This window comes from Cryobacterium sp. PH31-AA6, assembly GCF_030063195.1.
Lineage (GTDB): Bacteria > Actinomycetota > Actinomycetes > Actinomycetales > Microbacteriaceae > Cryobacterium.
Genome location: NZ_JASISS010000010.1, coordinates 40910 through 63306 on the forward strand (window position 1 = coordinate 40910; position 22397 = coordinate 63306).

Annotated in this window: 16 protein-coding genes, 1 tRNA gene and 1 other RNA gene; 3 read left to right on the forward strand and 15 right to left on the reverse strand. The window is 69.2% G+C overall.

Annotation, left to right across the window (positions count from 1 at the left end):
* Position 1: 1 nt before the first annotated feature.
* From QMG61_RS09105 to ffs, 5 genes are all read right to left on the reverse strand, one after another.
* Complete coding sequence (locus tag QMG61_RS09105; protein WP_283494027.1) at positions 2 to 2758, reverse strand: DNA polymerase III subunit gamma and tau; 2757 nt, start codon at positions 2756 to 2758, stop codon at positions 2 to 4.
* Between the two features lie 379 nt (positions 2759 to 3137).
* Positions 3138 to 4325, reverse strand: a complete 1188-nt coding sequence (locus tag QMG61_RS09110) for an acetate/propionate family kinase (RefSeq protein WP_283494028.1) — start codon at positions 4323 to 4325, stop codon at positions 3138 to 3140.
* A complete protein-coding gene (gene pta / locus QMG61_RS09115) occupies positions 4322 to 6526 on the reverse strand; it encodes a phosphate acetyltransferase (protein WP_283494029.1) in 2205 nt (734 codons plus the stop codon). The genes QMG61_RS09110 and pta overlap by 4 nt, the downstream gene beginning before the upstream one ends.
* Entirely contained in the window at positions 6526 to 8991 is a 2466-nt protein-coding gene (locus QMG61_RS09120; RefSeq protein ID WP_283494030.1) for a phosphoketolase family protein, read from the reverse strand. The genes pta and QMG61_RS09120 overlap by 1 nt, the downstream gene beginning before the upstream one ends.
* 135 nt (positions 8992 to 9126) lie before the next feature.
* Positions 9127 to 9223, reverse strand: an RNA gene (ffs, locus tag QMG61_RS09125) — signal recognition particle sRNA small type.
* A 141-nt stretch (positions 9224 to 9364) separates the two neighbouring features.
* Here ffs and QMG61_RS09130 point away from each other — a divergent pair.
* Positions 9365 to 9452: transfer RNA gene (locus QMG61_RS09130), tRNA-Ser, on the forward strand.
* A gap of 154 nt (positions 9453 to 9606) precedes the next feature.
* Positions 9607 to 10047, forward strand: coding sequence for a hypothetical protein (locus QMG61_RS09135; protein WP_283494031.1), 441 nt, complete (start codon positions 9607 to 9609; stop codon positions 10045 to 10047).
* 82 nt (positions 10048 to 10129) lie between these two features.
* Here the strand turns inward: QMG61_RS09135 and QMG61_RS09140 are convergent, their stop codons facing one another.
* The 3 genes from QMG61_RS09140 to QMG61_RS09150 are packed head-to-tail and all read right to left on the reverse strand — an operon-like array spanning position 10130 to position 12460.
* Positions 10130 to 10369, reverse strand: coding sequence for a putative acetyltransferase (locus QMG61_RS09140; RefSeq protein ID WP_283494032.1), 240 nt, complete (start codon positions 10367 to 10369; stop codon positions 10130 to 10132).
* 38 nt (positions 10370 to 10407) lie between these two features.
* A complete protein-coding gene (locus QMG61_RS09145) occupies positions 10408 to 11103 on the reverse strand; it encodes a potassium channel family protein (RefSeq protein ID WP_283494033.1) in 696 nt (231 codons plus the stop codon).
* Entirely contained in the window at positions 11096 to 12460 is a 1365-nt protein-coding gene (locus tag QMG61_RS09150) for a TrkH family potassium uptake protein (RefSeq protein ID WP_283494034.1), read from the reverse strand. The genes QMG61_RS09145 and QMG61_RS09150 overlap by 8 nt, the downstream gene beginning before the upstream one ends.
* A gap of 166 nt (positions 12461 to 12626) precedes the next feature.
* Here QMG61_RS09150 and QMG61_RS09155 point away from each other — a divergent pair, with 166 nt between their 5' ends.
* On the forward strand, positions 12627 to 13184 hold the full coding sequence (locus QMG61_RS09155) for a hypothetical protein (protein ID WP_283494035.1): 558 nt from the start codon (positions 12627 to 12629) through the stop codon (positions 13182 to 13184).
* A 16-nt stretch (positions 13185 to 13200) separates the two neighbouring features.
* Here the strand turns inward: QMG61_RS09155 and QMG61_RS09160 are convergent, their stop codons facing one another.
* The 7 genes from QMG61_RS09160 to QMG61_RS09190 form a co-directional block, all read right to left on the reverse strand.
* Positions 13201 to 15147 carry a helicase HerA-like domain-containing protein gene (locus QMG61_RS09160; RefSeq protein WP_283494036.1) on the reverse strand — a complete coding sequence of 649 codons (1947 nt, stop codon included), beginning with the start codon at positions 15145 to 15147 and terminating at the stop codon, positions 13201 to 13203.
* A gap of 104 nt (positions 15148 to 15251) precedes the next feature.
* Positions 15252 to 16022 (reverse strand): hypothetical protein, encoded by a 771-nt coding sequence (locus tag QMG61_RS09165; protein WP_283494037.1) that lies wholly within the window; start codon positions 16020 to 16022, stop codon positions 15252 to 15254.
* 123 nt (positions 16023 to 16145) lie between these two features.
* Positions 16146 to 17519 (reverse strand): NAD(P)/FAD-dependent oxidoreductase, encoded by a 1374-nt coding sequence (locus QMG61_RS09170; protein ID WP_283494038.1) that lies wholly within the window; start codon positions 17517 to 17519, stop codon positions 16146 to 16148.
* Entirely contained in the window at positions 17516 to 18799 is a 1284-nt protein-coding gene (locus QMG61_RS09175; protein WP_283494039.1) for a saccharopine dehydrogenase family protein, read from the reverse strand. Before QMG61_RS09175 ends, QMG61_RS09170 begins: the two co-directional genes overlap by 4 nt.
* 94 nt (positions 18800 to 18893) lie before the next feature.
* Positions 18894 to 19613, reverse strand: coding sequence for a phosphatase PAP2 family protein (locus tag QMG61_RS09180; protein WP_283494040.1), 720 nt, complete (start codon positions 19611 to 19613; stop codon positions 18894 to 18896).
* A gap of 59 nt (positions 19614 to 19672) precedes the next feature.
* Complete coding sequence (locus QMG61_RS09185; protein WP_283494041.1) at positions 19673 to 20950, reverse strand: multidrug effflux MFS transporter; 1278 nt, start codon at positions 20948 to 20950, stop codon at positions 19673 to 19675.
* Between the two features lie 238 nt (positions 20951 to 21188).
* On the reverse strand, positions 21189 to 22358 hold the full coding sequence (locus QMG61_RS09190) for an ROK family protein (protein WP_283494042.1): 1170 nt from the start codon (positions 22356 to 22358) through the stop codon (positions 21189 to 21191).
* Positions 22359 to 22397 lie beyond the last annotated feature (39 nt).

The following is a 22397-nucleotide window of genomic DNA, read 5'->3' on the forward strand; positions in this document are numbered from 1 at the left end:
ACTAGTCGCCTCTGCTTCGGGATGCCGGGATGTGTTCTTGTTCTTCGAGGAAGGTCGCGCCGAGGATCTCGCGCACGACGGACTCCCCGTAGCGCTGTTTCTCGGCGAAGGCCGGGCCGCGGCGGGCTGCGCCTCCGACCGGGGCGGGCGCCGTGGGCGCCGTGGGCGCCGTGCGGGTGGCCGTGCCTGCGGGAGCCACCGTTGCCACGGCGACGGACGCCGCGCGACGCGAGGGCACGAAGCGGTCGGGCGGGTACTCATCGTCCTGCGGGACATCGCCGTCATCGTAGGGCGGCGGCTCGTCTTCGTCGTCGAACGAGGGCGCCCCGGGGTCGTTGTGGGTCGCGCCGGCGGGCGATGCGCTCGGCACAGCCGTGGCGGCGGATGCCGCTGCGGGAGCGGGAGGCGCGGCCTGCGCCGGGGCTGGTGCGGCCTGCGCCGGCTGCGCGGCGGTCGGCTGCGCGGCGGTCGGCTGCGCGGCGGTCGGCTGCGCGGCGGTCGGCTGCGCGGCGGTCGGCGCCTCAGGCTGCCCGATGGTGGCCGACGCCGAACCGGGGATGACCGCGGTGGCCCAAGCGGTGACCGCCGGTCCGGTCGGTTCCGACGGCGCGCGGGTCGCCGGAGCGCGGGTCGCCGGGGCGGGGGTCGACGGCGCGGGGGTCGCCGGAGCGGGGGTCGCCGGAGCGGGGGTCGCCGGCGCGGGGCTCGCCGGGGCGGTCAGCGTCCGGGACGACGGCGCGTCGGTTTCCGAAGCGGAAGCGGGTGCTGCGGCGGGTCCCGAGCGATCTCCGGACTCCGGCCCGGTGTCGGGTGGTGCGTCGTCGGCTTCCGGCGGTGCGTCGTCGTCGGTGGGCGGCGCAGGCTCGGTCGCCGGAACGGTCGCGCCGCCGGCGGCTCGCCCGACTCCGCCGCGGTTGGTCTCGGCGCCGCCACGTTCCGGGACGGCGCGTTCCTCGGTGCGGGCCGAGGCGGATGGGCCCGCGGGAGTCGGCGGGGCGGACGGTGCGCCGTTGCCCCCGCGCCCATCGTGCCCGTCGGGGCCGCCCGGGCGGTCGACGCGCGCGGTGAGCCGGGGGGTGAAGCCGAGCACGTCGTTAATCGCGCGCTTGAGGAAATCGCCGACTCCCTGGCCCGGCGCGGCCGGCTGCTTGAGGCCTTCGACGTCTTTCTGGCTCGGAAATGACAGAACGAGCAGATCACCCTCGCGCAACTCGAGGGCCTTGGCCGTGTAAAGCACGAGCCAGGCGCTGGTTTTCGCGGCCTGGACGGCCTCGAGCACTTCGGGCCAGGCATCCTTCACCTGCTGGAAGGTGACCGGTCCGACCGGGCGCACGGTGACGGATGCCGGCGCGGGAGGCGTTGCGGGCGCGGCGGCGCTGTTCGACTCCTTCGCCGGGCTGGATTCAGGCGCTGCGGCCTTCGCTGCGGCTGCACTCTGGGGCGCCGGCGCTGCACCCGTGGACGGCAAACCGGCGGGCGGTGCCGGCGCTGAGGCGGGGACGGCCGGCGCTGTGACGGCGGGGACATCCGCCCTCGGGTTGGCGCGGCCCGAGCCATCGGCGGGTGCGGGGCCGGCCCCGGCCCCGGCGCCGTCGACGCCGATCCGGCGCTCGAGTCGTTCGACGCGGGCGAGAGCGCCGCGAGTGGAATCGTCGCTCGCGGGGATGAGCACTCGGGCGATCATGAGTTCGAGGTGAAGGCGGGGCGAGGTCGCGCCGGTCATCTCGGTCAGGGCGGCGTTGAGGATGTCCGCGGTGCGGGACAGTTCGGCCGGGCCGAACTTCGCGGCCTGAACGGCCATCCGGTCGAGCTCGTCCTGCGGCACGCCACGGAGCACGGCCGCCGCACCCGCGGCCGACGTTGCGGCGACGATGATCAGGTCGCGCATGCGCTCGAGCAGGTCCTCGACGAAGCGGCGCGGGTCCTGCCCGGTCTGGATCACCCGGTCGACCGCGTCGAACGCGGCGGAGGAGTCGCGCGCGGCGATCGCGTCGATGGACTCGTCGAGCAGGGAGGCGTTGGTGTAGCCGAGCAGCGCGACCGCGCGCTCGTATTCGACGGTGTGACCGTCGGAGCCGGCCATCAGCTGGTCGAGCAGCGACAGGGTGTCGCGGGGTGAGCCGCCGCCGGCGCGCACGACGAGCGGCAGCACTCCAGGCGCAACCGTCATGGTCTCGCTCTCGCAGAGCGTCTGCACGTATTCGAGCATCGGCCCGGGCGGCACCAGCCGGAACGGGTAGTGGTGCGTGCGCGACCGGATGGTGCCGATCACCTTTTCGGGTTCGGTCGTCGCGAAGATGAACTTGACGTGTTCGGGCGGCTCTTCGACGATCTTGAGCAGGGCGTTGAAGCCCTGCGGGGTGACCATGTGCGCCTCGTCGAGGATGAAGATCTTGTAGCGGTCGCGGGCCGGCGCGAAAATGGCGCGCTCGCGGATGTCCCTGGCGTCATCGACGCCGTTGTGGCTGGCCGCGTCGATCTCGACCACGTCGAGGGAGCCGCCGCCGTCGCGGGACAACTCGACGCAGCTCGGGCAGACGCCGCACGGGGTGTCGGTCGGGCCTTCGGCGCAGTTCAGGCAGCGGGCGAGAATGCGCGCCGACGTGGTCTTGCCGCAGCCGCGGGGGCCACTGAAGAGGTAGGCATGATTGACCCTGTTGGTGCGCAGGGCGGTCATCAGCGGATCGGTCACCTGTGACTGACCGATCATTTCGGCAAAAGTCTCTGGCCGGTAACGGCGATACAGGGCGGTAACCACGGAGTCAATCGTACTTGCTGCCGCTGACACGCTGACCTCCGCAGGTCGAGCCCGCCGAGACCCCCGCCCGGCCGGATTGGGCATAACTCCTGCTAAAGATTCCGCATCCGTTCAGGAGGCCCGGAAATCCGCGGGCGTCCCCGGTCGCCGACACCAATTTGCAGGAGTTATGCACAACCCCGGGGCGGGAGCGGCCTGGTCGGGTCTCGACGAGCTCGACCACCGGGCGGGAGCGGCCTGGTCGGGTCTCGACGAGCTCGACCACCGGGGCGGGAGCGGCCTGATCGGGTCTCGACGAGCTCGACCACCGGGCGGGGCCACCGGACGACGAAACCCGCCTTCGACGGGGTCGGAGGCGGGTTTCGATAGTGTGTGCGGGCTAGATTACGGCCATGGTCTGGCGGGCGATCTCCAGCTCCTCGTTCGTCGGGATGACGAGCACGGTCACCTTCGAGGCGTCCGTCGATACCACTCGGGCCTCGCGGGCGAACGGGTCGTTCCGGGCCGGGTCGAGCTCGATGCCGAGGAACTCGAGGCCCGCAAGCGCGCCGGCCCGCACGATTCCCGAGTTCTCGCCGATCCCGGCCGTGAAGACGATCACGTCGAGGCCACCCAGCTGGGCGATGTAGTTGCCGACATAGCCGCGGATGCGGTGGTAGTAGACGTCGAGCGCGGCCTGGGCGACGGCATCCCCCGCCACGGCGTTGTCTTCGACGTCGCGCATGTCTCCGGTGCCGGTCATCCCGAGCATGCCGCTCTGCTTGTTGAGCAGGGTGTCGAGCTCGTCAATGCTCATCCCCGCCTTGCGGTGCAGGTGGAACAAGACGGCCGGGTCGATGTCGCCGGAACGCGTGCCCATGACGAGCCCCTGCAGCGGGGTCAGTCCCATCGAGGTGTCGATCGAGCGTCCGCCGTCGACGGCGCACGCCGACGCCCCGTTGCCCAGGTGCAGCACGATCGTCTTGAGTTCGGCGAGCGGGCGCCCGAGGAACTCGGCCGCCGTCTCGGACACGTACTTGTGCGAGCTGCCGTGGGCGCCGTAGCGGCGGATGCCGTACTCGTCCGCGAGCGCGGTCGGGATCGCGTAGGTGTAGGCGGGCGGTGCCATCGTCTGGTGGAACGAGGTGTCGAAGACGGCGACGTGCGGCACATCCGGGAACTGAACGCGGGCCGCATTGATGCCCTGGATATGCGCCGGGTTGTGCAGCGGCGCGAGGTCGGAGAGGTCGCCGATCTGCGCGAGCACCTCGTCGTCGATCACGGTCGGGCCCTGGAAGACGCTGCCACCCTGCACGACGCGGTGGCCGACGGCGACGACATCCGCCGTGGCGAGCTGCGGCCCATTCACGGCGAACGCGGCGAGCATCACGGCGAAACCGGCCGTGTGGTCGGGGATCGGCAGGGTCTGCTCGACGCGGGAGGACCCGACGGCGGCATGGCGGGCATGCCCGCTCGCCTCGCCGATGCGCTCGACCAGGCCGCTGGCCAGCTCGGTCTCGGTTTCCATGTCGATCAGCTGGTACTTGAACGACGACGAACCCGAGTTGATCACGAGCACCGCGCTCATGCGGACACCGCCGAGGTCTGGGCTGCGGCGACGGCGGACAGTGTCGCCGCCTGGATCGCGGTGATGGCTACGGTGTTGACGATGTCCTGCACAAGTGCTCCTCGGGAAAGATCATTAATGGGTTTGCGAAGGCCCTGCAGGACGGGGCCGATCGCCAGGGCGCCAGCACTGCGCTGCACGGCCTTGTAGGTGTTGTTGCCGGTGTTCAGGTCGGGGAAGATGAACACCGTCGCGCGTCCGGCCACGGCGGAGCCGGGCATTTTCGCGGCGGCGACGTCGGCATCCGCTGCCGCGTCGTACTGGATCGGACCCTCGATGAGCAGGTCGGGGCGGCGTTCGCGCACGAGCGCCGTCGCTGCCCGAACCTTGTCGACGTCCGCACCCTTGCCCGATTCTCCGGTCGAATAGGAGAGCATGGCGATGCGCGGTTCGATTCCGAACTCCACCGCGGTCTCGGAGGCCGAGATGGCGATGTCGGCCAGCTGCTCCGCGGAGGGGTCAGGGTTGACCGCGCAGTCACCGTAGACGAGCACCTTGTCGGCGAGCGCCATCAGGAACACGCTCGAGACCACCGAGGTGTCCGGCCGGGTCTTGATGATCTCGAAACTGGGCCGGATGGTGTGCGCCGTGGTGTGGGTGGCGCCGGAGACCATGCCGTCGGCGAGGCCGAGCTGCACCATCATCGTGCCGAAATAGGACACGTCGGTGACGACATCCATCGCCTGATCGATCGTGACGCCCTTGTGCGCACGCAGCTTCACGTATTCCTCCGCGAACCGGGTGCGCAGCACGTCGTCGAACGGGCTGACCACCTGGGCCTTGGAGAGGTCCAGGCCCAGGCCGATCGCCCGGGACCGCACCTCGAACTCCTCGCCGAGGATGGTGATGTCGGCCACATCGCGGGCGAGCAGGGTGGCGGCGGCCCGCAGGATGCGGTCGTCGTCCCCCTCGGGCATCACGATGCGCTTGCGGTTCATCCTGGCCCGCTCGAGCAGGGTGTACTCGAACATGAGCGGTGTCACGACGTCGGCGCGGCTCACCCGGAGCCGGTCGAGCAGCACGGATGCGTCCACATTGCCTTCGAACAGGGCCAGCGCGGTGTCGTGCTTGCGCTGCGAGTCCGCCGCCATCCGGCCCGGGGTGTGCGTGATCCTCAGTGCGGCCTCATAGGAGCCGAGTTCGGTGCGGATGATCGGCACCGACGGCGCGAGGCCGTCGACGAGGCGTTCGATCTCCTCCGGCAGGGCGAACCCGCCGACGAGCACGATTCCCGCGATCGACGGGAAGGTCGCCGAGGAGTTCGCCATCAGCACGGCGAGCAGCACCTGCGGCCGGTCGCTCGGGATGACGACGACGGCACCGTCGAAGAGGCGCGGCAGTACATTGACCATGGACATGGCCGCGACGACCACGCCGAGTGCCTCCCGTGACAGCAGCGCCGGATCTCCGGTGACGAGGGTGCCGTTGGTGGCCTTGAGGATGCTCTTCATGCTCGGGGCCACGATGTAGGGGTCCTCGGGGACCGCCCAGACCGGCACGGATGCCAGCTGGCTGCCCGGCGCGTCGATCACGCCCCGCACCGCACCGATGAGCTCCTCGAGCCGTTCGGGGTCGGCCCGGTTGATCACGACCCCGAGCAGCGAGACGTGTTCGTCCCGCAGCTCGGCCAGGGAGACGTCGGTCAGCTGACGGATGTCTTCCGGGCGGCGGGGGTCGCTCTGGCCGAGCCGGTCGCTCTGGTTGAGCACCTCGCCCTGGCCCGGACCGACCCGGCCGCCGAGCACGAGCAGCACCGGCACGCCGAGGTTGGCCGCGACGCGGAGGTTGAAGGCGAGCTCGGTGGGGCTGCCGACATCCGTGTAGTCGCTGCCGACGACGACGACGGCGTCGCACTTCGCTTCGACGGCCTTGTACCGGGCCACGATGCGGCCCAGGGCCGCGTCGGGGTCGAAGTGCACGTCGTCGTAGCTGACGCCGACGCACTCGTCATAGCTGAGCGGCGGTGTGCTCTTCGCCGAGCCGCTGGCCAGGTGCGCGAGCAGCAGCTCGAGCACGTAGTCGGGGTGGTTCACCGACCGGGCCACCGGACGGAAGACGCCGACCGTTTCGACCGAGCGGAGCAGGGTGTCGAGCACGCCGAGCGCGATCGTCGACTTGCCGGTGTTGCCCTCGGCGGAGGTGATGTAGACGCTGTCGGCCATTATTCGTTGTCCCCGCCCGTTGCGACGGCATTGGTGGTGCCGGCTCCTGTCCCCTGCGCGTCCCACACCCATTCGGTGACCTCGGGGATGTCTTCCCCGTGGTCACGGGTGTAGGTGCGGGCCCGAAGCCGGGCATCCTGCATCTCCTGGCGGAGCAGCCCGGCGCGGGCGCCGAGGCCGGGGACGCGGTCGATGACGTCCATCACCAGGTGGTACCGGTCGAGGTCGTTGAGCATGACCATGTCGAACGGGGTCGTGGTGGTGCCCTCTTCCTTGTACCCGCGGGCGTGCAGGTTGGCGTGTCCGTGGCGCTTGTAGGTCAGGCGATGGATCAGCCACGGGTAGCCGTGGTACGCGAACACGATCGGCTTGTCGGCGGTGAAGAAGGCGTCGAACTCGGCGTCGCTGAGCCCGTGCGGGTGGTCGTCCTCTGACTGCAGACGCATCAGGTCGACGACGTTGACCACGCGCACCTTGAGCTCGGGCATGGCCTCCCGCAGGATCGCGGCCGCGGCCAGGATCTCGAGGGTCGGCACCTCACCGGCGGCGGCGAGCACGACATCCGGCTCGGTGCCGGTGATCTCGGTGCCGGCCCAGTCGAAGATGCCGAGGCCCCGCTCGCAGTGCGCGACGGCCTGGTCCATGGTGAGCCAGTTCGGCGCTGGCTGCTTGCCGGCGACGACGACGTTCACGTAGTCGACGCTGCGCAGGCAGTGGTCGTAGATGGAGAGCAACGTGTTGGCGTCGAAGGGCAGGTACACGCGCACGACATCCGCGCTCTTGTTCACGACATGGTCGATGAAGCCCGGGTCCTGGTGCGAGAACCCGTTGTGGTCCTGACGCCAGACGTGCGAGGAGAGCAGGTAGTTGAGGCTGGAGATCGAGCGGCGCCACGGGATCTCGCGGGTCACCTTGAGCCACTTGGCGTGCTGGTTGAACATCGAGTCGACGATGTGGATGAACGCCTCGTAGCAGTTGAACAGCCCGTGGCGGCCGGTGAGCAGGTAGCCCTCGAGCCAGCCCTGGCACTGGTGCTCGCTGAGCATCTCCATGATCCGGCCGGCCCGGTCGAGGTTGGTGTCGCCCGGGTGGTACTCGGCGTTCCAGGTCTTGTCCGTGGCCGCGAACACCGCCGGCGCGAGCCGGTTGGATGCCGTTTCGTCCGGCCCGAAGATGCGGAAGTTGTCGGGGTTGTCGCGGATGACGTCGGCCAGCCAGGTGCCGAGCACCTTGGTGGCCTCGTCGGTCGTCGCGCCGGGCGACGGCACGTCGACCGCGTAGTCGCGGAAGTTCGGCAGCCGAAGGTCCGTGCGCAGCAGGCCACCGTTGGAGACCGGGTTGGCGCTCATCCGCAGGTCACCGACCGGGGCGAGGGCGGTGATCTTCGCGACCGGGGCGCCGGCCTCGTCGAAGAGTTCTTCCGGCTTGTAGGAGGCGAGCCAGCCTTCGAGCAGCTGGGTGTGTTCGAGCGTGTCGCGGGCGTTGCTCAGCGGCACCTGGTGCGAACGCCAGGAGTCGACGACCTTGACGCCGTCGATCGTGGTCGGGCAGGTCCAGCCCTTGGGGGTGCGCAGGATGATCATCGGCCAGCGTGGGCGTTCGGTGTCGCCGGCCAGGGCGCGGGCCTTGATGTCGGCGATCTCGTTGAGCACCTCGTCGAGGGTCTCCGCCATCCGCTGGTGCACGAGGAGCGGGTCTTCCTCGTTGAAGCCGCCCGACACGATGTAGGGCTTGTGGCCGTAGCCGCGCATGAGGTCGAGGAGTTCCTCCTCCGGGATGCGGGCGAGGATGGTGGGGTTGGCGATCTTGTAGCCGTTGAGGTGCAGGATCGGCAGCACGACCCCGTCGACGAGCGGGTCGATGAACTTGTTCGAGTGCCAGCTCGTGGCGAGCGGACCGGTCTCGGCCTCGCCGTCACCGACGACGGCGGCGACGAGCAGGTTCGGGTTGTCGAAGGCCGCACCGTAGGCGTGGCTGAGCGCGTAGCCGAGCTCGCCGCCCTCGTGGATGGAACCGGGAGTCTCGGGCGAGGCATGGCTGGGGATGCCGCCCGGGAAGGAGAACTGACGGAACAAGGCCTTGACGCCGCGTTCGGTCTGGTCGATGCCGGAGTAGATCTCGGTATAGGTGCCGTCGAGGTAGGCGTTGGCGACCATGCCGGGACCGCCGTGGCCGGGGCCGGTGACATAAAGGGTACTGATGGCGCGTTCCTGGATGGCCCGGTTCAGGTGGGCGTAGAGGAAGTTGAGCCCCGGGGTCGTACCCCAGTGGCCCAGCAGGCGCGGTTTAATGTGGTCACGATTAAGGGGTTCACGCAATAACGGGTTGTCCAGCAGGTAAATCTGCCCGACCGCAAGATAATTTGCCGCCCGCCACCAGGCGTCGACGCTGGCGAGGGCTTCTGCACTCAGCGGTTGCGTCTGGCGCTGAGGCCAGACGAAGGATTTACCGGACGATTCAACCATGGGTGCCTCCAGGCACTATCGGGGCGTTATCTGCGCCATACCATCCTAGAAGAAAATGCGGAATCGTTATCATGGCTAACGGCATTCGGGCTGTTTCGGCGCGTAAAACCGGGGCCGACCGCCGGTCACAGGCGCAAAAAAGACTCCTCGCGCACCCACCAGAGCCCGGTTACCCTTGCTACGTTTCCGTCCTGGGGGAGTTGGCCGAGATGGCGCCACGCGAGGAGCCGACTGCCAGTTTAGGCGGAAAAACCCCCGCCCCAAAACCCGGCGACCGCGGGGCAATTGCCGCCGATCCCGGCCCGGTGTGACAGCGGCCCCCGGAAACAGGTAAGATTCTTTCTTGGCCGTTCCTCACGGATACGGCCGGCCAGGAGAATTCGCCTAGTGGCCTATGGCGCACGCTTGGAAAGCGTGTTGGGTGAGAGCCCTCGGGGGTTCGAATCCCCCATTCTCCGCCAAGAAGACACGTCACCCCGGTGCGCGCACAGTGCCCACTCGCGGCGTTCGAATCCCCCATTCTCCGCCAAGAAGACACGTCACCCCGGTGCGCGCACAGTGCCCACTCGCGGCGTTCGAATCCCCCATTCTCCGCCAAGAAGACACGTCACCCCGGTGGTCGAGCCTGTCGAGAACCCGCGCGTGATTTCGACAAGCTCAATCACCGGCATCGCACCCGTCAAGACCCCGCGCGTGATTTCGACGAGCTCAATCACCGGCATCAAGCCTGTCGAGACCCGGCGCGTGATTTCGACAAGCTCAATCACCGGCATCGCGCCCGTCAAGACCCCGCGCGTGATTTCGACACGCTCAATCACCGGCATCAAGCCCGTCAAGACCCGGCGCGTGATTTCGACACGCTCAATCACCGGTGGTCGCGCCCGTCGAGACCCGCCCTGTGATTTCGACGAGCTCAATCACCGGCATCAAGCCCGTCAAGACCCGGCCCGTGATTTCGACAAGCTCCATCACCGGCATCAAGCCCGTCAAGACCCGGCGCGTGATTTCGACGAGCTCAATCACCGGTGGTCGCGCCCGTCGAGACCGGGCGCGTGATGTCGACAGGCTCAATCACCGGTGGTCGAGCCTGTCGAGACCCGGCGCGTGATGTCGACAGGCTCGCTCACCGGGGCTTTGCTCAGTCGTCCAGGCGGCGGCGCGGCCGCGGCGCCGGCGGCGGCGGCACCTCTTTCGCCGCGACGATGTCCGCCAGCGCGATCGAGACGAGGCCGCGTTTGGTCTCGACCACGCACTCGGACTCGTCACAGGAGCGCAGGTAGCCGACGGCATCCGTCACCCCGCCCTCGATGCGCCGCCGCACGACGATCCGGGTTCCCGGCTCGGCGTCCATCACGAACCGGGCTGCTGCTGCACTCATTGGGCCGAGCCTACCCGCAGTCGAAAGCCCAGGGCCGGTCAGATCAGCCGGCTGAACGCCTCGACCCGCCTGGACTCCCCCGCGATCAGGATGATGTCGGTCGCCGCGATCACGGTCTCCAGGGTCGTGTAGCTCCACACGCCGTCCCGGTTGAACGCGGTGACCGTGACCCCGTGATTGGGCCGGATACGGGTCTTGCCGAGCGGCACGCCGATGATCTCCCGCGGCGGGGTCGTCTTCACGAGGGCGAAGTTCTCGCCGATCTCGATGTAGTCCTGCATCACCCCGCGAACCAGGTGGGCAACCCTTTTACCCATGTCCTTCTCGGGGTAGATGACGTGACCGACCCCCAGCTGCTGCAGGATCTCGCCGTGCGGGTCGCTGACCGCCTTCGCCCAGATATTGGGGACGCCGAGTTTGAGCAGCAGCGACGCGGTGAGGATGTTCGCCTGGATGTCGCCGCCGATCGCCACGACTGCGCTGGGGAATTCGGTCACGGACAGCTGTCTGAGGGTTTCCTCCCTGGTCGAGTCGGCGCGTACGACGTGGGTGAGCAGCCCGTTGTGTGCCTGAACAATGTCTTCGTCGCCGTCGATGCCGAGCACCTCGGTGCCGCTTTCCATCAGTTCGAGGGCGAGGGAGCTGCCGAACCGGCCGAGGCCGATCACGACCACCGATTCCGATTCGGCGATACGGGCGGGGTCGTGCGACCCAAACAGGGAGAACTTAGCCAATGATCGGCCTCTCTTTCGGTAGCTCGTATGCCGTCGGGCGTTCGCGGAGGGCGAGCGCCGACGCGAAGGTGATCGGCCCCAGTCGGCCGATGAACATGAGCAGCATCAGGATGATCTTGCCCGGCTCGGGAAGTCCGGCCGTGATCCCGGTGGACAGGCCGACGGTGCCGAAGGCCGAGATCACCTCGAACAGCAGCTTGTCCATGCTGATATCGGTCATCAGCATCAGGGCCGCCGTCGACGCGGTGACCACCGCAACGGCCAGCAGCACGATCGTGATGGCCTGGCGGTGCACGGCGCGGGAGAGCCGTTTGCCGAACACGTTCACGGCGGTATCGCCGCGCACCTCCGCGAGGAGGATGAAGAACAACACCCCGAAGGTGGTGATTTTGATTCCGCCGGCCGTTCCGGCGGGGCCGCCACCGATCAGCATCAGGATGTCGGTGCCGAGCAGGCTGGCCGAGTCCATCGCACCCGTGTCGACGCTGTTGAACCCGGCCGTGCGCGCCTGCACGGACTGGAAGAAACCGACCAGGAGCTTGCTCGGCCAATCGAGCGGCCCGAGAGTGGCCGGGTTGGACCACCCCACGATGGTGAGATACGCGGTGCCGCCGACGAGGAGGGTGAGGGTGCCGGCCAGCACCAGGCGCGTGTTCATGTTCCACCGGCGGGGCGTTCGGAGGTGCCGGCGCAACTGCACGATCACCGGGAAGCCCAGGCCGCCGAGGATCACGGCCGCGGCGATCGGGAGGCAGATGTACGGGTCCGTCGCGTACGAGATGAGACTGTCCGGAAACAGCGCGAACCCGGCGTTGTTGAACGCGGAGACGGAGTGGAACACTCCCAGCCACACGGCGCGGCCGAGCGGCTCGCCGTAGCCGAGCAGGAAGCGGAGGCTGAGCAACAGCGCGGCACTCGCCTCGATGACCAGTGTCATCCGCACGACGCCGAAGACGAGTCCCTTGACGTCGTCAAGGCCCACGCTTTTCGCCTCCGCGGCCGCCGTGATCCGGGAGCGCAGCGACAGCTTGCGCATCACCGCGAGCCCGATCACCGATGCGAAGGTCATGATTCCGAGGCCGCCGACCTGGATCAGCAACAGGATGACCACCTGTCCGAAACCGGACCACTGGGTGGCGGTGTCGACGACGATCAGCCCGGTCACGCAGACCGCGGAGGTCGCGGTGAAGATCGCGTCGAAGAAGGTGGCGCCCCCTTCGCCCGGTGTGGATATCGGGAGCATCAGCAGGCCGGTGCCGATCAGGATCGTCGTGGCGAAGGCGGCTGCGACGACCTGGGCCGGATGCAGCCGGACCCCCAGCCGCCGGGTGCGGCGTTGCGTCGCGCGGACATTCACCTGCTCACTATAGGAGTGTTGTCCTCCCGCTGGGCTTACGATCGCGGAAGGAATGGTCACGGGTTGCTATCGGGGCCGGCTCCCCCCGGTGACCCCCGGTTCGGTGGCTGGTACACGACGGCCGAATCCGCGATAATCTGACTACACCGGCAAGGGGGAACTACGGGTGATGTTCAGCAGAGGGGTGCGCACGCGCGCTCACGCCCTGCGACCCCACGGGCGACTGCTGCTGCAGTCCGCCCTGTCCGTTCTCGCCCTGATCGCACCGTTGTCGGCGGTACTGTACTGGCTGACCATTCCCACGAACTCCTGGCAGCCGGTCGCTGTCGCCGACCTTGTCGTGGTGGCCCTCTGCCTGGTTGGGACGATTGCGTTCTACCGCACGGTGATCTGGGTGGACACCGAGGGCATCTCCGAGCGCGGCTTCCTCGGCCGCGTCACCGAATTCGCCGCGGATGAGATCGGTAGTGTCGTACTGCTCGACCTGTACCAGAGCGGCGCGATGGACACGCATCCGCAGCTCTTCCTCACCGGCACCGACGGGAGACTGCTGATCCGGATGCGCGGACAGTACTACTCCCGTGGCGCGATGGAGACCGTGGTCGAGATGCTCGACGCGCCGGTCGTGCGCGTGCCGGAGCCGATGACCCTGCGAGACCTCAACCGGGTGCGCCCCGAACTGCTCTACTGGTTCGAGCGCCGCCTCACCCACCACACGGGGTGAGCCCGTCCGGCGGCCATCACCGCCGGCGCCGGGTGCCGAAGATGCCGCTGACGACTCCGGTGAGAATCGTCCTGGTCACGGATGACCCGAGCACCTCTTCGAGCACGCTCTTCTGCGGGCGTGACGTCGTGCGAGCGCGGGCCGAGCCCTGCGTCTGCTTCATCAGGCGGTCGTACTCGGCCTGCGCCTTCTTCTGCGCCTGTGCCTGTTGCGCTTCGGCGGCATCCGCCTGCTTCTCCAGCTCGGCGGCGGCCTCTGCACGGTCGAGGGCGGCCTGCTCGGCGAGCGCGACCTTGTTTGCGGACTCCAGCTTGTTCGCGAGCATCTCCCGCGCCGAGTCCCGGTCGATCGCGGCACCGTAGACGGCGAGCAGCGGGGAGGCCGAGACGGTCGCGTCGATCTGCTCCGCCGGGGTCGGCGACATCGAACCCTGCGGCGCCCGGAGGCGGGTCCAGGCGACGGGGCTCGGGGCTCCCTTCTCGTTCATCACCGTGACGATGGCCTCGCCGATGCCGAGCACGGTGAGCACCTCCTCGAGGTCGTAGCCCGAGTTCGGGTAGGTGGAGACGGTCGCTCGGAGGGCCTTGGCGTCATCCGGGGTGAACGCCCGCAGCTGGTGCTGCACCCGGGAGCCGAGCTGGGCGAGCACCTCGCCCGGCACGTCCTTCGGAGTCTGGGTGACGAAGAAGATGCCGACGCCCTTGGACCGGATCAGCCGCACGGTCTGGGTGATCGAGGCGAGGAAGTCCTTCGACGCGTCCGTGAACAGGAGGTGTGCCTCGTCGAAGAAGAAGACCAGTTTGGGCTTGTCGAGGTCGCCGACCTCCGGCAGGTCGTTGAACAGGTCGGCCAGCAGCCACATCAGGAAGGTCGAAAAAAGGGCGGGCTTGTCGGCGACGCCGGGCACCTCGAGCAGACTGATCATGCCCCGACCGTCGGCCGTGGTGCGGAGGAACTCGGCGGTATCGATCTCCGGCTCGCCGAAGAAGACATCGGCGCCCTCGTTGGCGAAGACAATGAGTTCACGCAGGATGACACCGACCGTGGCCGGGGACAGCCCACCGAGCTCGGTGAGTTCGCCCTTGCCGGCGTCGCTGATCAGGTAACTGAGCACGGCCCGCAGGTCGGTCAGGTCGAGCAGGGGCAGGCCGGCCTGGTCGGCGTAGTGGAAGACGAGGCCGAGGCTGGACTCCTGGGTGTCGTTGAGGCCGAGCACCTTGCTCAGCAGCAACGGGCCGAAGCCGGCGACCGTTGCGCGCACCGGCACGCCGCGGCCGACGCCGCCGAGCGAGAAGTACTCGGTGGGTGACGCCGTGCCCGACCAGTCCTGGCCGATGCCCTCGGTGCGGGCCAGCAGTTTCGCGCTCGGGGTGCCCGCGGTGGCGATGCCGGAGAGGTCCCCCTTGATGTCGGCCGCGAACACGGACACCCCGTGGGCGGAGAGTTGCTCGGCGAGCATCTGCAGGGTCTTGGTCTTGCCCGTTCCGGTGGCACCGGCGACCAGGCCGTGCCGGTTGGTCATCGCCAGCGGGATGCGCACGGGCACGTCCGCGCGGGCCTCACCGTTGACCAGGGCCCCCATTTCGAGCGCGGGGCCATCGAAGCTGTAACCGGCGCGGATGGCCTCCACCTGCGCTGCGCCCAGGGGGCCATCGGCCGGCTGAGCCGCTGCGGCTGCGGGGGCGGGGGCTGCGGTGGCGGTGGCGGGGGCTGCGGCGGCTGCGGCGGCGGCGGCGGCGGCTGCGGTGGCTTCGGTGGCCGGCGGTGCCGCGGCGGCGGCTGCGGCGGCGGCTTCGGCGGTGGCGGCGGCCTGCGCAGCGGTAGCCTGGGCGGCGCTCTGGGCGGCTTCGGCGCGCGCGACGGCCGCCCCCGCCTCGGCCTGGGCCGACCGGGCGGCGGCGATCGCGGCCTCCGCCTGGGCCTTCAGCTCCGATACCTGGTCCACGGGTTCGCTCGGGTTCATGGCCTGAATCCTAGACCCGGGAGGCCCTGCGCGGTCGGGGAATCCGAACCGACCGGTCGGGCCGGTTCGGGAGCCGGGTCGGGCTTCGGCGCATCCGTCGTCGCCTATGGGGTCGGCGACATGAAGACGTACCCGGAGTCGGCGTCCAGCTCGGCGCGGAGGCCCTGGCCCAGAGCCTCCGTGAACAGCGCCCGGGAGCGCGCGCGCAGGCTGCTCGCGGCGGCCGGGTCGTCGGCCCGCAGCCGCTCGTAGTCGACGTCGAGCGGCAGTCGCAGGCGCGCCTCCCCGATCGGTCGCGGGGTGCCGGCGAGGGCATCCGTCACCCGCGCGGACACGAGCAGCCAACGCACCTCGAAGCGGTCGCTCCGGTCGCTGCCGGTGATGACGTCATCCAGACGCCCGTAGAAGTCGGGCAGGAACCGCACGACTTCCGCGCCCAGCTTGACCAGGTTGAAGTGCGCGTTGCGCCTGATCAAGGGGTCAAAGGTCCAGCGCATCTCGGTGACGCCATGCTCGAGGCAGACCGCCCGTTGGAAGAGCTTGAGGGCGTAGCCGACGCCGCCGCTGCGCCGCCACGGCACGACCGCGGCCATGTGAGAGTGCAGGTGGACGCCGTCGCTCCAGCCGAGGAAGCCCAGCGTCGCGCCGACCGCCTTGCCGCCCTCGCTGGCGATCAGCACGGTGTTCCCGGCGTAGTCGAGGGCGAGGAGCATCGACCGGTCCGGGCTGCGCCCCGCCCCCCAGGTGCGCTCGAACAGACCGATGACCGGGGCCATGTCGCCGGATTCGGCCATCCGCACGGTCACGCCGGCCGCCTCGGCAGCGGCATCCGCCAGCCGGTAGGCCTCGGCGACAATCTCGGGCGCAACGCTCATGCAACGAGTAGACCACATCCGTCCGTCGTGCATAACTCCTGCAATTTCGATAATTTCCGCCGACATCGGCCGAAAATGGGCCTTTCGGCAGAATTTGCAGGAGTTATGCGTAACCCCGACGGACTAGTGGCCTCGGCCCGAGACCACGTCGGCGAGGCTGGCCAGCGGGGAGGTGGTCCGCCGCCGGGTCAACTCGGCGTGGTCGGCGAACGAGTAGGCCCGGTAGAGCGCGTGCACGGCGAGCCAGCGGAGCGGCTCCGGCTCCCAGTTGCGCACCCGGTGGTTCACCCACGGCAGCCCGGTCAGCGCGGTGTCCCGATCGAGGATCAGATCCGTCAGGGTGCGCCCGGCCAGGTTCGTCGTGGCCACCCCGGTGCCCACGTAGCCGCCGGCCCAGGCCAGACCGGTGACCGGGTCGAGCCCGACGGTCGCCGCCCAGTCGCGCGGCACACCGAGTACGCCGGACCAGGCGTGGTCGATCGCCACTCCGGCGGTCGCCGGGAAGAACCGGGTCAGGATGCCGCGCAGCGCCTCGACCGTGCTCGCCGGGGTGTGCCCGTCCGAATCGGTTTGCGAGCCGTAGCGGTAGGGCACGCCCCGGCCTCCGATCGCGATCCGGTCGTCGGCCGTTCGCTGCGCGTACATGTACGCGTGCGCCATGTCCCCGAGGGTCTCGAGGCCGTCCCAGCCGATGCTCTCCCACACCTCGGCGCCGAGCGGCGCGGTCGCGATCAGCGAGGAGTTCATCGGCAGCCAGGCCCGGTGCAGACCCTTCAGCCCCGCGGTGAAGCCCTCCGTGGCGCGCACCACGAATTCCGCGGTCACCGCCCCGTGCTCGGTCTCCGCCCGGCGCGGCGTGATCTCGCTCACCCGGGTGTTCTCGTAGATTTCCACGCCGAGTGCCTCGACCACCGCGGCGAGCCCGGCGACGAGCCGGGCCGGGTGGATCCGGGCACAGTGCGGATGCCACATCGCGCCGGTGGTGCCGGCCACGTCGATGCGGGCGCGCGCCGCCGCCGGGGAGAGGAGTTCGACATCCGTCATCTCCCAGCGCTGTTCGGCCCGCGCGGTCGCCTCGAGCCGCTGCTGTTGCGGCCCGTCGTAGGCCACGGTGAACTCTCCACCCTTGACGATGTCGGCGTCGATGCCCTCGGCCGCGGCGACCCGGATCACCTCGTCGACCGTCTCGTTCATGCTCGTCTGGAACCGGGCGGCTGCCTCGCGACCGTGGCTCGCGACATACTGCTCGCGGCCGCCGGTGACCGAGTTGGTCAGCCAGCCACCGTTGCGCCCCGAGGCGCCGTAGCCGGCGAAGCGCTGCTCGATGATGACGATCCGCAGCGCCGGCGCGGCCTTCTTCAGGTAGTAGGCCGTCCAGAGTCCGGTGTACCCGGCTCCGACGATGCACACATCGGCCGTCACCGGGCCGGGCAACGACGGCCGGGTCTCGGCCCGGCCGATCTGGTTCCACCAGAACGAGACCTCCCCGTTGATCATGCGCGCGCGGCCAGCCGGTCTTCCATCCCCCACGCCTGCCCGTAGCCACCCTCCTCGATCGGAGCGCTCATCAGGTCGAGGAAAGGCTTGGCGTCCATCGCCTCCGGACCGAGCACGCCGATGCCCGACCAGGTGCCGGCGGCCAGCAGTTCGAGCGCGATCACCGGGCCCAGGGCGGTCTGCCAGACGACACACTGGGCGTCGTACTCACGCATCGTCCACTCGTTGTCGCTCAGGTGATAGAGGTAGACCTCGCGCGGTTTGCCGTCGAGTCCGGTGCCCGTGACCCACACCCCGGCGCAGGTCCTGCCGGTCATCCGCGGGCCGATCGTGGCCGGGTCAGGCAGGGCTGCGGCGACGACGTCGCGCGGGGCGACCAGCACCGGGCCATCCACACTCCGCACGCTCACCGGTTCGACGTCGTCGAGGCCGAGCCGGTGCAGGGTCCCCAGCACTCCGATGAACTCCTCGCCCAGGCCGTACTTGAAGGTGACCCGCTTCGCGTCGAGCCAGCGCGGCATCAGCAGCACCTCCTCGTGCTCCACGTTGACGCACTCGACCGGGCCGATGCCGCCGGGGAAATCGAAAATCTCCGGCTCGCTGAACGGTTCGGTGGTGAACCAGCCGCGCTCCTTCTCGAAGATCACCGGCGGGTTCAGGCACTCCTCGATCGTGGTCCAGATGTTGAAGGAGGGCGCGAAGATCTCGTTGCCTGCCTCGTCGTGCACGACCAGGTTCGCGCCGTCGCGGGTGCCGAGCTCGTCGATCTCGCTGAACAGGTGGTCGGAGGCGTAGCGCGCGAACACGTCGGACAGTCCCGGCTCGACGCCCATCCCCACGAGGGCCAGGCGGCCGGCGGTCTCCCAGTCGCCGGCCTGCGCGAATTGGTCGTCGCCGAGCATGACGCCGGTCTCCGCGTACGGGTTGGTCGGGTGCGGCTCGGACAGGGTCATCGCCATGTCCAGGTAGTCGCAGCCGGCGGCGAGGGCCCCGGCGAAAATGGTCGGCACGAACCTGGGCTCGACCGCGTTCATCACGTGAGTGGCACCGTGTGCCCGGGCGACGGCCGCGACCCGGTCCGGGTCGCCGGCATCGATCTGCGCCGCCGTGAATCGGCTCGCGACCTCCGGCCCCTGCCCCGCCGCGACGGATGCGACGGTGCGTTCCGCCCTGGCGACGTCATAGTCGCAGACGATGACGTGTTCGAAGAATGTGCGCCGGGCGATGATCTTCACGAACGCGTCGCCGACGCCGCCCGCCCCAACAAGGAGAATTCTCATGGCATGACGCTACCGCGCGGCATCCACTCGTGTCTGCCCCGCATTCCCTCGCATTCGGCGGAGAACAGGGGCGGAAACGACGCTTTGGCGTGTTTCAGGAGTCGGTTTCGGCGTTTCTTCGCAGTCGACGCGGTGACGGATGCTGCGCCGCGAGTTGCCGTTCACCGTCGAGCTTCGCGGCGACCGGCGCCCAGAGCAGCACGGCCACCCCCACACCCAGCAGCAGCCCGCCGATGGTATCGGACAGCCAGTGCACACCCAGGTAGGTGCGGCTGACCATCATCACCCCGGTGTAGAGCGCACCGGCGAGCCACACCCAGACCCGGGGGAAGAGGATGGCCAGGACGACTGCCATGGTGGCCGCGTTGGCCACATGCCCGGACGGGAAGGAGCCGAAGTCGCTGGTCACCAGCATGTCCTCCGGCCTGGCCCGCCCGAACAGGTTCTTCAACACCTGGACCAGGCCGCTGCTGACGATCGTCGCGGCGAGGAAATAGCCGGCCGCCCAGAATCGTCGGAGCAGGAGGAACGTGACCAGGACGAGCAGGGGGATGACGATGATCCCGGCGATGCCCGCGCCGATGAAGTTCATCGCGAGGGACAGGTACTCCCAGACGGGTGCCCGGTGTTCGATGATCTCGTCCATCCAGGCGGTGTCGATCCGCAACGGCTTGTTGTTGTCGCGGGAGACGATGAGCGCGCCGAGTCCGAACGACAGGGCGACAGCGGCCAGGGCGCTGATGAGCGGCCAGCGCCGGGCGATGCGACGCGATGCCGGGGTCGCGGCCGCTTCAGGAGATCTCTCGCGGGTCATCCGTCAATATTATGGTGCGGCGCGGTTATGGTGCGGCGCGGTTCAGCGTGGCCCGCGGCTCAGTGCCCCAGCGCGGGTACGGAGCGCGGACGCACGACGGTCCAGAGCACGACGATCGAGACGAGGGCGGTGGTGCCCATCAACGCGCCCATCGGGATCGCGTTGCCGACGCCGAGCACGCCGACGATCGGCGAGATCAGGCCGGCGACTCCGAAGTTCCCTGCGCCGAGGAGAGACGCTGCGGTGCCCGCCTCGTGACCGTGCGCGCTCAGGGCGATCACCTGCACGCTCGGCATGGTGAACCCGAAGGCGGCGATGAAGAACCACAGCGGCACGAGAGTGCCCCAGAGTCCGGCGCCGGCAAGATCGAGCAGAACGATCGCCGCCGCCGTGATCGCCAGGACCACCGTGGACACGGACAGGATCCACTGCGGGCCGACGTTGAACCGGTGCATCAGCCGCGAGCTCAGCTGCACCCCCATCACGATGCCGAGGGAGTTGACGGCGAAGAGAATGCCGTACTGCTGCGCGCTGAAGCCGTAGACCTCCTGGAAAAGGAACGATGACGCCGAGAGGTAGGAGAACAGCCCGGTGAATGTCATCGCCCCGATGATGGCGACCCCAATGAAGATGCGGTCGCTGAGCACGGCCCGGTAGCGCTGGGCGAGGGTGTTGTGGCCGGCGCTGTGGCGTTCGGTCGCGGGCAGGGTTTCGACGATCAGGAAGGCGACGGCGAGGATGACCACGGTTCCGTAGGCGGCGAGCACCCAGAAGATCCCGCGCCAGTTCATCACGAGCAACAGCTGGGAACCGATGACCGGGGCGAGCACGGGCGCGAGGCCGCTGATCAGGGCGAGGCGGGACAGCATCCGCACCAGCGGCTTGCCGCCGAACAGGTCGCGCACCATGGCCAGGGCGACGACGGCGCCGGCCGCCGCGCCGAAGCCCTGCAAGAGGCGGAAGACGCCCAGCCAGACGATGTCCTGGGAGAGGGCCGCACCGACGCTCGCCAGAATGTGGAAACCCGTTGCGAGCATGAGCGGGAGTCGGCGACCGACCTTGTCGCTCCACGGGCCGACGATGAGTTGGCCGAAACCGAAGCCGATCATCGTGCCGGTCAGGGTGAGTTGGATGGCCGCGACCGAGACGCCGAGCTCGTTCTGCAGAACCGGGAACGCCGGCAGGTACAGGTCGACGGTGAACGGGCCGAGCGCGGTCAGGGCGCCGAGCACGAGCACGTAGACGAGACGCTGGCGCCTGGTGAGCGCATCCCCGGGGTGCGGTCCGGTCGACCGAAGCTGGGCCTGGGTGATCACGGGGATGACGGCGGTAGTCACGTGGGGGAATTCCTCGATCTGGGTGCGGACGGTTCAAATGTGCAAGGGAAGTGGGCGGAGACCGCTGGAGCCGGCCTGTGGGCACAAGCGTCGCTCCAGGCAGCGGCGCCACTCTGGGGGATAAGCCCCGCGCGGCCGTTCCTATTCCCCGCGCGGGGGACCTGCACCGAAGATTGCGCGAAACGGCCGGATCGCGCAGCGAGCCGTGCCGAGGCGCGACGGGACCGGACGGCGGGTGTCAGACGAGCGCGACGCCGTTCGGGTGGTCGAGCAGTTCCTCGAAGGCGAGCTCGGCCGCGCCGATCAGGAGCAGGTTGGAGCCCAGTTCGGCCGCGCTGATCCGCACGCTTCCGAACGAGGACCCGAGGGTCATCGACTCCACGGCGGCGCGCAGCCGGTCGGGGTCGACGGCGAGCAGCGCCGCGAGGAACCCTCCGAGCACGACCAGTTGCGGGTTGAGGATGTTGATCGCACCGGCCAGGGCCACCGCGAGGAAGTCCAGCTGCCGGCAGACCTCCTCCCGCACCTGGGGCGAGCCGGAGGCGAGCAAGGCCTGTTCGAGTTCGTCGGGATCCGCGCTTTCCAGCCCAAGCACCGCGAGCAGCTCCTCCCGGGTCACCTCGGCCTCGAGGGTGCCCTGGATCCCGGCCGAATCGGTGCGGGAGCCGCCGCTCACCCGAATGTGGCCGAACTCGCCCGCGTAGCCGGCGATGCCGCCGACCGGATTGCCGCCGACGATCATGCCGCCGCCGATGCCGCTCGCACCGCCGTTGAGGTAGATCAGATCGGTGATGCCCCGGCCGGCCCCGAAGTACTGTTCGGCGAGGGCGCCGAGGCTGGCGTCGTTGTCGGCGAAGACCGGGAACCCGGTCGCGTCCGCGAGCATCTCCTTGAACGGCTCATCGGTCCAGCCGAGGTGCGGGGCGAGGCGCACAAGCCCGTCGTGGGCGCGCACGAGGCCGGGAACGGCGACGCCGATCGCGACGACCCGGAACCGGGATTCCAGGTCGCCGCGCATCCCCTCGATGACGCTCGTGGCGATGTTCACGGCCTCACTCGCACTGGGCGAGTGGTCGGTCGGGTGCCGGATGCGGCGGTGCACCGTGCCATCGAGGCCGACGATTCCGATGGTGACGGCGTCGATCTCCGGGTTCACGGCCAGCGCGACGACCTCCTCGGCACAGAAGACTATGGGGCTCGGCCGGCCGACCTGGTTCGTGGAATCCGGGTCGCGTTCGCCGGCGAGGCCGAGTTGGCCGAGCTCACCGACCAGCGCCGAGATCGTGGAACGGTTCAACCCGGTCAGCCGGGTCAGCTGCGCGCGCGAGGTCGGTCCGTTGCGGTGGACGATGCGGAGAATCGTCGACAGGTTGTGCCGACGCACATCGTCATGGTTGTTCCCCTGCACGGCGATTTCCATTCCACTTGTGAGCCCTCAGGTTAGCGC